Origin of the sequence: Pseudomonas sp. NPDC087817, from assembly GCF_044742875.1 — a bacterium.
In the GTDB taxonomy this organism is placed as follows: domain Bacteria; phylum Pseudomonadota; class Gammaproteobacteria; order Pseudomonadales; family Pseudomonadaceae; genus Aquipseudomonas.
Window position 1 is genome coordinate 1 of the sequence record NZ_JBIUVJ010000108.1, and the last position, 9520, is coordinate 9520.

At 59.2% G+C, this 9520-nt stretch carries 10 protein-coding genes and 1 pseudogene; 10 read left to right on the forward strand and 1 reads right to left on the reverse strand.

What is annotated here, in order from left to right:
* The 3 genes from eno to ispD all read left to right on the forward strand — a co-directional run.
* The coding region (gene eno, locus ACIONG_RS28995) for a phosphopyruvate hydratase (protein WP_401304343.1) at positions 1 to 1291 on the forward strand (1291 nt) is incomplete at its 5' end.
* 171 nt (positions 1292 to 1462) lie between these two features.
* Positions 1463 to 1741, forward strand: a complete 279-nt coding sequence (gene ftsB / locus ACIONG_RS29000; RefSeq protein WP_007908838.1) for a cell division protein FtsB — start codon at positions 1463 to 1465, stop codon at positions 1739 to 1741.
* On the forward strand, positions 1738 to 2445 hold the full coding sequence (ispD, locus tag ACIONG_RS29005) for a 2-C-methyl-D-erythritol 4-phosphate cytidylyltransferase (protein ID WP_401304346.1): 708 nt from the start codon (positions 1738 to 1740) through the stop codon (positions 2443 to 2445). The genes ftsB and ispD overlap by 4 nt, the downstream gene beginning before the upstream one ends.
* Before the next feature lie 117 nt (positions 2446 to 2562).
* On the opposite strand, the gene ACIONG_RS29010 is transcribed toward ispD, so the two are convergent.
* On the reverse strand, positions 2563 to 3459 hold the full coding sequence (locus ACIONG_RS29010) for a LysR substrate-binding domain-containing protein (RefSeq protein WP_103303020.1): 897 nt from the start codon (positions 3457 to 3459) through the stop codon (positions 2563 to 2565).
* A 116-nt stretch (positions 3460 to 3575) separates the two neighbouring features.
* Between ACIONG_RS29010 and ACIONG_RS29015 the strand changes: the two genes are divergently transcribed.
* The 7 genes and pseudogenes from ACIONG_RS29015 to ACIONG_RS29045 all read left to right on the forward strand — a co-directional run.
* Positions 3576 to 4688, forward strand: coding sequence for an S-(hydroxymethyl)glutathione dehydrogenase/class III alcohol dehydrogenase (locus ACIONG_RS29015; RefSeq protein WP_007908835.1), 1113 nt, complete (start codon positions 3576 to 3578; stop codon positions 4686 to 4688).
* A gap of 65 nt (positions 4689 to 4753) precedes the next feature.
* Positions 4754 to 5599 carry an S-formylglutathione hydrolase gene (fghA, locus tag ACIONG_RS29020; protein WP_213027704.1) on the forward strand — a complete coding sequence of 282 codons (846 nt, stop codon included), beginning with the start codon at positions 4754 to 4756 and terminating at the stop codon, positions 5597 to 5599.
* 43 nt (positions 5600 to 5642) lie between these two features.
* Positions 5643 to 6116 carry a 2-C-methyl-D-erythritol 2,4-cyclodiphosphate synthase gene (gene ispF, locus ACIONG_RS29025; RefSeq protein WP_401304350.1) on the forward strand — a complete coding sequence of 158 codons (474 nt, stop codon included), beginning with the start codon at positions 5643 to 5645 and terminating at the stop codon, positions 6114 to 6116.
* Positions 6113 to 7171, forward strand: a complete 1059-nt coding sequence (truD, locus tag ACIONG_RS29030) for a tRNA pseudouridine(13) synthase TruD (protein ID WP_401304353.1) — start codon at positions 6113 to 6115, stop codon at positions 7169 to 7171. The genes ispF and truD overlap by 4 nt, the downstream gene beginning before the upstream one ends.
* Positions 7159 to 7908, forward strand: coding sequence for a 5'/3'-nucleotidase SurE (gene surE, locus ACIONG_RS29035; RefSeq protein ID WP_201235002.1), 750 nt, complete (start codon positions 7159 to 7161; stop codon positions 7906 to 7908). The genes truD and surE overlap by 13 nt, the downstream gene beginning before the upstream one ends.
* Positions 7909 to 7949: 41 nt before the next feature.
* Positions 7950 to 8585, forward strand: coding sequence for a protein-L-isoaspartate(D-aspartate) O-methyltransferase (locus tag ACIONG_RS29040; RefSeq protein WP_169841266.1), 636 nt, complete (start codon positions 7950 to 7952; stop codon positions 8583 to 8585).
* Positions 8586 to 8798: 213 nt separating this feature from the next.
* Positions 8799 to 9464: pseudogene (locus ACIONG_RS29045) on the forward strand (LysM peptidoglycan-binding domain-containing protein); the annotation flags it as partial.
* Positions 9465 to 9520 lie beyond the last annotated feature (56 nt).

The following is a 9520-nucleotide window of genomic DNA, read 5'->3' on the forward strand; positions in this document are numbered from 1 at the left end:
CCGGCCACCCCGCGCCGCCCCCCCCCCCCGTCACGTTCCCGACGCCCGTGGCACGCCCACCGGGGCAGCGGCCGTGCTTCTCGACAACGGCATCATCGGCAGCGCTTGCGCGCCGTCCGGTGCATCCACTGGCTCGCGTGAAGCGCTCGAGCTGCGTGATGGCGACAAGAGCCGTTATCTGGGCAAGGGCGTGCTCAAAGCGGTAGCCAACATCAACGGTCCGATCCGCGATCTGCTGCTGGGTACTGACCCAAGCGACCAGAAAGCCCTGGATCACGCGATGATCAAGCTCGACGGTACTGAAAACAAAGCGACCCTGGGCGCCAACGCGATCCTCGCCGTTTCCCTGGCTGCGGCCAAGGCTGCTGCGCAGGATCAGGATCTGCCGCTGTACGCACACATCGCCAACCTCAACGGCACGCCGGGTGTTTACTCGATGCCGGTGCCGATGATGAACATCATCAACGGTGGCGAGCACGCCGATAACAACGTCGACATCCAGGAATTCATGGTGCAGCCGGTTGGCGCCAAGTCTTTCTCGGAAGGTCTGCGCATGGGCACCGAGATTTTCCATCACCTCAAAGCTGTGCTGAAGGCCCGTGGCTTGAGCACCGCCGTTGGCGACGAAGGCGGTTTCGCGCCGAACCTGGCGTCCAACGAAGACGCGCTGAAAGTGATCTCGGAAGCTGTGGCCAACGCCGGTTACAAGCTGGGCACCGACGTGACCCTGGCCCTGGACTGCGCGGCCAGCGAATTCTACGAAGACGGCAAGTACAACCTGTCCGGCGAAGGTCAGGTGTTTACCGCAGAAGGTTTCGCTGACTACCTGAAAGGCCTGACCGAACGTTATCCGATCATTTCGATCGAAGACGGTCTGGACGAGTCCGACTGGGCTGGCTGGAAGATCCTCACCGACAAGATCGGCGAGAAGACCCAACTGGTCGGCGACGACCTGTTCGTGACAAACACCAAGATCCTGAAAGAAGGCATCGATAAAAAGATCGCCAACTCGATCCTGATCAAGTTCAACCAGATCGGCACCCTGACCGAAACCCTGGAAGCCATCCAGATGGCCAAGGCTGCCGGTTACACCGCAGTGATCTCGCACCGTTCGGGCGAAACCGAAGATTCGACCATTGCCGACCTGGCTGTGGGCACCTCGGCTGGCCAGATCAAGACGGGTTCGCTGTGCCGTTCCGACCGTGTTTCCAAGTACAACCAACTGCTGCGTATCGAAGAGCAGTTGAATGGCAAAGCCAAGTACAACGGTCGCAGCGAATTCCGCGGTTAAGCGGAAACTGATAAAAGGACACCGGATTGTGTCGAAAAAGTCGTGACAGCGATGGATTTGCCACTAATCTGATGCCTTAACAGCACAAGCCTGGGTCTTCCAGGCTTCGTGCTATCAGATGCTTCAAAGTTTTGGCGTGGCTGTCTTTTTTCACTGGATACCTGATATTCGATGCGCAGTCCTTACTGGTTGTTTCTCGTTTTGCTCTTGCTGCTGGCCGGTCTGCAGTACCGCCTGTGGGTGGGCAATGGCAGTCTGGCGCAAGTTGCCGAGCTGAATCAGCAGATTGCTGATCAACATGCCGAGAACGAAGGTTTGCTGGAGCGCAACCGGGTGATGGACGCTGAAGTCAGCGAGCTGAAAAAAGGCATGGAGACCGTTGAAGAACGGGCTCGTCACGAGTTGGGCATGGTCAAGGACGGTGAAACCCTTTACCAGTTGGCCCAATGATCAATTCCCTGCCGGCTTTCTGGGCCGTGATTCCTGCCGCGGGCGTCGGTGCCCGAATGGCCGCGGACCGTCCCAAGCAATACCTGCAACTGGGCGGACGCACAATTCTCGAACACAGCCTTGGCTGTTTCCTTGATCACCCGAGCCTCAAGGGTTTGGTGGTCAGTCTTGCGGTTGATGATCCTTACTGGCCGAATCTGGCCTGCGTCAGCGATCCGCGTATTCAGCGCGTTGAGGGCGGGGCCGAGCGCTCCGGCTCGGTGCTCAATGCCTTGCTGCATTTGCATGCGCAAGGTGCTGATGATGAGGATTGGGTGCTCGTGCACGATGCGGCACGACCGAATCTGAGTCGCGAAGATCTCGACAAATTACTGGATGAACTGGCGGATGATCCGGTGGGCGGTTTGCTGGCGGTACCTGCGCGCGACACGTTGAAGCGGGTCGACAAGCACGGTCGGGTGGTTGAGACCGTGGATCGCAGCGTGATCTGGCAGGCGTATACGCCGCAGATGTTTCGCCTCGGTGCGTTGCATCGGGCATTGGCCGATAGTCTGGTGGCGGATGCCGCGATTACTGATGAAGCTTCGGCGATGGAGTGGGCAGGACTGGCGCCGCGTCTGATTGAAGGGCGGGCGGATAACCTCAAAGTCACCCGACCGGAAGATCTCGAATGGTTGCGTCAGCGTTGGACTAACCGCCACTGAATTTCTGTGGTGCCTGTTGAATCGCCATCGCGAGCAGGCTCACTCCTGCATTTTGAAATGCGTTCCTCTGTAGGATCGAGCCTGCTCGCGATAGCGCATTTACGGGCAACGCAACACTCATTCCTGATACTCCGGCTGCTCAGCCAACCCCACCTTCAAATAATCCACCAGTTTGCGCACCTTCGGCGACAAATGCCGTTGCTGCGGATACAGCGCCCACACTGCGGTATTCGGCGGCTGATGCGTCTCCAGCAACGAAATCAACGCACCACTGTGCAGATGCTCCAGCACGTAATAGTCCGGCAACTGACACAACCCGACGCCTTGCAGCGCCGCATCCAGCACCGCTTGCCCACTGTTGCAGCGCCAGTTTCCCTGCACGCGCTGGGAAAATTCCCGCCCGTTTTGCTCCAGTTGCCATATGTCCGAGCTACCAATCAGACAATTGTGGCGGCTCAGTTCCGACAAACTGTGTGGGCGGCCGTACCGTTCGAGGTAGGACGGTGACGCACACAGGTACATGCGCCTTGGCGCCAGGCGCGTCGCGACCAACCGCGAATCCTGCAGGCGTCCCAACCGGATCGCCAGATCCAGTCCTTCGTGTACCAGGTCGAGTTGGCGATTGCTCAATTCAATATCGATGCGCAGTTGTGGGTAGAGCCCCATGAACCGCGTTACCAGCGGCACGATAAAACGTTCACCGTAGGCAACGGCACAGGTCATGCGCAGCATGCCCTTCGGTTCGCTGGTCAGGTCGCCGACTGCGCGCAAAGCCTCTTCACGACCATCCTGCAAGCGCTGGCAATGTTGCAGGAAAGTCTGTCCAGCTTCGGTCAGCGTCACCCGTCGGGTGCTGCGATACAGCAGTCGCGTCTGCAAACGCTCTTCCAGTCGTACGATTTGTCGACTGATGTGCGAGGAAGAAACTCCAAGACGTTCGGCAGCGGCGGTGAATTGGCTGCATTCGGCGACGGCGACGAACTCGTCAATGCCTTCCCAACGGTTTTCGGACATCAGGATTATCCCTGTGTGGCAATAATGTTTTGCTTTTGTCCGGATTATTCATCGTCGGGCCATGTATTACACTCCTTGTCTGCTTTTTTATTCAATGGATTCACTGGAGAGTCAGCATGATCAAGTCGCGCGCCGCCGTTGCCTTCGAGGCCAAGAAGCCGCTGGAAATCGTAGAAGTCGATGTCGCCATGCCCAAGGCCGGTGAAGTGCTGCTGCGTGTGGTGGCTTCCGGGGTCTGCCACACTGACGCCTACACCTTGTCCGGCGCTGACCCGGAAGGCATCTTCCCGTCGATCCTTGGCCACGAAGGTGGCGCAATCGTTGAAGCCATCGGCGAAGGTGTGACTTCGGTTGCCGTCGGCGATCACGTGATTCCGCTGTACACCCCGGAATGCGGCCAGTGCAAGTTCTGTAAGTCGGGCAAGACCAACCTGTGTCAGGCGATTCGCGCGACCCAGGGCAAAGGTTTGATGCCGGATGGCACTTCGCGTTTTTCCTACAAAGGCGAGACGATTTTCCACTACATGGGTACGTCGACCTTCTCGGAATACACCGTATTGCCGGAAATCTCCGTCGCCAAAATCTCCAAGGATGCACCGCTGGAAAAGGTCTGCCTGCTCGGCTGTGGCGTCACCACCGGTATCGGTGCCGTGCTCAACACTGCCAAAGTCAAGCCGGGTGACACCGTGGCCATCTTCGGTCTCGGCGGTATCGGTTTGTCGGCGGTGATCGGCGCGGTGAAAGCCAAGGCTGCGCGCATCATCGCCATCGATATCAACCCGGCAAAGTTCGAAATCGCTAAACAATTGGGTGCCACCGACTGCGTGAACCCGAAAGATTTTGATCGTCCGATCCAGGAAGTGATCGTCGACATGACCGATGGCGGCGTCGACTTCTCCTTCGAATGCATCGGCAACGTGCAACTGATGCGCGCAGCGCTTGAGTGCTGCCACAAAGGCTGGGGCGAGTCGGTGATCATCGGCGTGGCCGGTGCCGGCCAGGAAATCGCTACCCGTCCGTTCCAGTTGGTCACCGGTCGCGTCTGGCGCGGTTCTGCGTTCGGCGGTGTGCGTGGTCGTACCGAGTTGCCAAGCTATGTCGACATGGCCCAGAGCGGTGAAATTCCGCTGGATACCTTCATCACCCACACCATGGGCCTGGAAGACATCAACAAGGCGTTCGACCTGATGCACGAAGGCAAGAGCATTCGTACCGTTATTCATTTCTGATCAATCGTGGCGACATGGCCGCAAGTCTCGAAGGCTTGCTGCCGTGACCGCGTAGGAGTCTTTACATGAGTCTGGAAAATATCTCCTGTCAGAAGAGTTTCGGCGGCTGGCACAAACGCTATCGCCATCGCTCCGATGTGCTCGGTTGTGACATGGTGTTCGCCGTCTACCTGCCACCGCAGGCAGAGCAGGGCGGCAAGTTGCCGGTGCTGTACTGGCTGTCGGGTCTGACCTGCACCGATGAGAACTTCATGCAGAAGGCTGGCGCGATGCGCATGGCTGCCGAACTGGGATTGATCATCGTCGCACCGGACACCAGCCCGCGCGGCCCAGATGTCCCGGGTGATCCGGACAACGCTTGGGATTTCGGCCTGGGTGCGGGGTTTTATCTGAATGCCACGCAGGAACCCTGGTCCCGTCACTATCGGATGCATGACTATGTCGTGCAGGAATTGCCTTCACTGGTTGAAGCGCATTTCCCGGCGTCCGATAAGCGCAGTATCAGCGGCCACTCCATGGGCGGCCACGGTGCGTTGATTTGTGCGTTGCGTAATCCGGGGCGTTACCAATCGGTGTCGGCGTTTTCACCGATCAACAATCCGATGGATTGCCCGTGGGGCCAAAAAGCCTTTTCCCGTTACCTGGGCGAAGACCGTTCGAAGTGGAAAGAATGGGATGCCTGCGCGTTGATTGCTGAAGCTTCTGAGAAACTGCCACTGCTGGTCGATCAAGGTGATCGCGACGACTTCCTCGCCAACCAACTCAAGCCAGAAGCGCTGCAACAAGCAGCCAAACAGGCAGGCCATCCACTGACGCTGCGCCTGCAACCGGGCTACGACCACAGCTATTTCTTCATCTCAAGCTTCATTGACGACCACTTGCAGCATCACGCACGCGCCCTTCGGGATTAATGCAGGTAGAATCACGCCCTGACAAAAATCGGGGCGTTTTTTTATGCGTATTGGCCACGGCTATGATGTGCACCGTTTCGCTGAAGGCGATTTCATTACTCTGGGCGGCGTGCGCATTGCACACGGCTTCGGGCTGCTCGCTCATTCCGACGGTGACGTCCTGCTGCACGCCTTGAGCGATGCCTTGCTCGGCGCGGCGGCGCTGGGCGATATCGGCAAACACTTCCCGGACACCGACCCGCAATTCAAGGGCGCCGACAGCCGCGCACTGCTGCGTCATGTGGTCGCGCTGATCCATGCCAAAGGCTGGAAAGTCGGCAACGTCGACAACACCATCGTTGCCCAGGCGCCGAAAATGGCTCCGCATATCGAATCGATGCGCGCGCTGATAGCGGCGGATCTTCAAGTTGAGTTGGATCAAGTGAACGTGAAAGCTACCACCACCGAAAAGCTTGGCTTTGTCGGTCGCGAAGAAGGCATCGCCGTGCACTCCGTTGCCTTGTTGCTGCGCGTATGAACGAACTGCAATTGCTCGGCCCGCGTGCCTATGGCGAATCCCTGGGCAGCGCCGTACTGAAAGCGGTCGCTGAAGATTTTCAGGTCGATGAAGTGCTCGATATCCCGTTCAGCGGCGATGGCGAACATCTGTGGATCTGGGTGGAAAAGCGTGGCCTGAACACCGAAGAGGCAGCGCGGCGTATCGCCAAGGCGGCGGGCGTGCCGTTGCGTACCGTCAGCTATGCCGGCCTCAAGGATCGCCAGGCGTTGACCCGTCAGTGGTTCAGCGTGCAACTGCCAGGCAAGGCTGACCCCGATCTGACGGCAGCGGAAAATGACACGCTGAAGATCCTCAAGACCACCCGCCACAAACGCAAGTTGCAACGCGGTGCGCATTCGGCCAACGGTTTCACGTTGCGCCTGACTCAGTTCTCCGGCGACAAAGCTGCCATTGAAGAGCGTCTGCAACTGATCGCCAAACAAGGCATTCCCAATTATTTCGGCGCCCAGCGTTTCGGCCATGACGGCGGCAACGTCGTTGATGCGCGTTCGTGGGCGGCGCGCAAGGCCTTGCCGGAGCAGCGCAATGTGCGTTCGCGCCTGCTCTCGACCGCGCGCAGTTTCCTGTTCAATCAGGTGCTCGCGGCGCGGGTCGCCGATGGCACCTGGCAAAAGGCACAAGTCGGCGATCTGCTCGCATTCACTGACAGCCGCAGTTTTTTCCCGGCCGGTGAAGCCGAGTGCAGCGACCCACGCCTGGCGATTCTCGATCTGCACCCGACCGGGCCGCAGTGGGGCGAAGGTGACTCGCCCGCCGCTGGCGCTGTCCATGATCTGGAGCAGGGGATTGCCGCCCGTGAAGCGGAGCTGCGTGATTGGTTGATTCACGCCGGCATGAGCCACGAACGTCGCATCCTGCGGCTGCCCATTGGCGGGTTGACGTGGCATTATCCCCAGCCTGACATTCTGCAACTGGAATTCGTCCTCCCGGCCGGATGCTTCGCCACTGTATTGGTGCGCGAACTCGTTGATCTGGTGCCGGTGGGGCAGACGGACAGCCCATGCGTATTCTGATTTCTAACGACGATGGGGTAACCGCACCCGGTCTCGCCGCGCTTTATGCTGCGCTGGCGGATTACACCGAGTGCGTGGTTATCGCCCCGGAGCAGGACAAAAGCGGCGCCAGCAGTTCGCTGACGCTCGACCGTCCGTTGCACCCGCAATATCTGGCCAACGGCTTCATCAGCCTCAATGGCACACCGACCGATTGCGTACACCTGGGCCTCAATGGTTTGCTGGAGCGCGAGCCGGACATGGTGGTTTCCGGCATCAACCTCGGCGCCAACCTTGGCGATGACGTGCTGTATTCCGGGACAGTAGCGGCAGCCCTTGAAGGGCGTTTTCTTGAGCGTCCGTCGTTCGCTTTTTCGCTGGCCTCACGCCAGGTGGATAACTTGCCGACGGCAGCTTACTTTGCGCGCAAACTGGTCGAGGCCCATGCCGGGCTGGATCTGCCGCCGCGCACGGTGCTCAACGTGAACATTCCCAATTTGCCGCTCGACCATATTCGCGGCATTCAGTTGACCCGGCTGGGGCATCGCGCCCGGGCGGCAGCGCCGATGAAAGTGGTCGACCCGCGTGGCAAGGCCGGTTACTGGATTGCTGCCGCCGGCGATGCCGAAGACGGCGGCCCGGGGACCGACTTTCATGCGGTGATGCAGGGCTATGTCTCGATCACCCCGTTGCAGCTTGATCGTACCTTCAACGATGCCTTCAGAAGTCTCGACGGCTGGCTGGAGGGACTGCGCTGATGGCCCGTGAACACGAAGACAGAATGCGCAGCGGCATCGGCATGACGTCCCAGCGCACCCGCGAGCGTTTGATTCAGCGCCTGTATGAAGAAGGCCTGTCCAACGCCAAGGTGCTGGAAGTGATTCGCCGCACGCCGCGTCACCTGTTCGTCGACGAAGCGCTGGCGCACCGTGCCTACGAAGACACGGCTCTGCCGATCGGCCATAACCAGACCATCTCTCAGCCTTATATGGTGGCGCGCATGAGCGAGCTGCTGCTTGAGGCCGGTCCATTGGACAAGGTGTTGGAAATCGGCACAGGCTCCGGTTACCAGACGGCCGTGTTGTCGCAACTGGTGGAGCGGGTGTTCTCGGTTGAACGCATCAAGGTCTTGCAGGATCGGGCCAAGGAGCGTCTGGTCGAACTCAATCTGCGCAACGTGGTGTTCCGTTGGGGCGATGGCTGGGAAGGCTGGCCGGCGCTGGCGCCGTACAACGGCATCATCGTCACCGCCGTCGCCACCGATGTGCCGCAAGCCTTGCTTGATCAACTGGCCCCGGGCGGGCGCATGGTGATCCCGGTGGGTTCGGGGGAAGTGCAGCAGCTGATGCTGATCGTGCGCGAAGAACACGGCTTTTCCCGACACGTTCTGGGCGCTGTTCGCTTCGTGCCTTTGCTCAACGGGCCACTGGCCTGAGCATTTCTTCAAAGGCGCTGAATTCCTTTCGTTCGCCTCGGTCTTACTCCGGCAGCGATGGTTTAAACGCAACAGATTGTCGGCTTGCAAACGTGTGCGCGAAGCGATTTCGCTTCATTAAAGGTAAAGCCGATTCGGCCCGTTATACTTGCGACACCTCATGCCGAAATGCGGCATTCCGAATTTTTTCAGCCACCACAAAGGGAGCGGCGGGTGAGTCTCACAGTCATTGCGCAGCGTATGGGTAACACGAGCTTTCAGCGCCTGGTGACTGGCCTTGTCTTGAGCACCTTGCTGGTGGGCTGCTCCAGCACCAAATCGAGCAACGTCCGGGTAGTCGATCGCAACAGTGCGGCAGCCCAACGTCCTGCCGTCACGACCGGGCAGTATGTAGTCCGTCCGGGCGATACGATGTTTTCCATCGCATTTCGCTACGGCTGGGACTACAAAGCCCTCGCGGCCCGGAACAATATTCCTACGCCGTATACGATCCACCCGGGTCAGACAATTCGCTTCGATGGCCGCACCGGATCAACGTCGACAGCGGTGGTGAGCAACGCCAGTTCTTCACCTTCGTCGTCGAGTAAAACAACGGTAATCCGACGCCAGGCAAATGGCACGACAACCACGACAACCACTGGTTCTGCGGGCGCAGCACCGTCCGTCGCTAACAAGCAAGCGCCAGCTCCACTGCCTCCACCCGGCCCGGCCCCGACCGGCTGGGGATGGCCATCTAATGGCATTCTTATTGGAAAATTCTCTTCAAACGGTAGTTTGAATAAAGGAATTGATATCGCCGGGGATTTGGGACAGCCTGTTTTAGCTGCGTCTGATGGGACGGGGGTATACGCCGGGAGTGGCTTCTGGGGCTACGGCGAGTGAGTCATCTTCAAACACAGCGAAAGCTAGGGCAGTGCTTACGGTCACAACCGTCG

Coding starts and splice junctions, on each gene's coding strand:
- ftsB (WP_007908838.1), top strand. CDS start 1,463: ATGCGCAGTCCTTACTGGTTGTTTCTCGTTTTGCTCTTGCTGCTGGCC.
- ispD (WP_401304346.1), top strand. CDS start 1,738: ATGATCAATTCCCTGCCGGCTTTCTGGGCCGTGATTCCTGCCGCGGGC.
- ACIONG_RS29010 (WP_103303020.1), bottom strand. CDS start 3,459: ATGTCCGAAAACCGTTGGGAAGGCATTGACGAGTTCGTCGCCGTCGCC.
- ACIONG_RS29015 (WP_007908835.1), top strand. CDS start 3,576: ATGATCAAGTCGCGCGCCGCCGTTGCCTTCGAGGCCAAGAAGCCGCTG.
- fghA (WP_213027704.1), top strand. CDS start 4,754: ATGAGTCTGGAAAATATCTCCTGTCAGAAGAGTTTCGGCGGCTGGCAC.
- ispF (WP_401304350.1), top strand. CDS start 5,643: ATGCGTATTGGCCACGGCTATGATGTGCACCGTTTCGCTGAAGGCGAT.
- truD (WP_401304353.1), top strand. CDS start 6,113: ATGAACGAACTGCAATTGCTCGGCCCGCGTGCCTATGGCGAATCCCTG.
- surE (WP_201235002.1), top strand. CDS start 7,159: ATGCGTATTCTGATTTCTAACGACGATGGGGTAACCGCACCCGGTCTC.
- ACIONG_RS29040 (WP_169841266.1), top strand. CDS start 7,950: ATGACGTCCCAGCGCACCCGCGAGCGTTTGATTCAGCGCCTGTATGAA.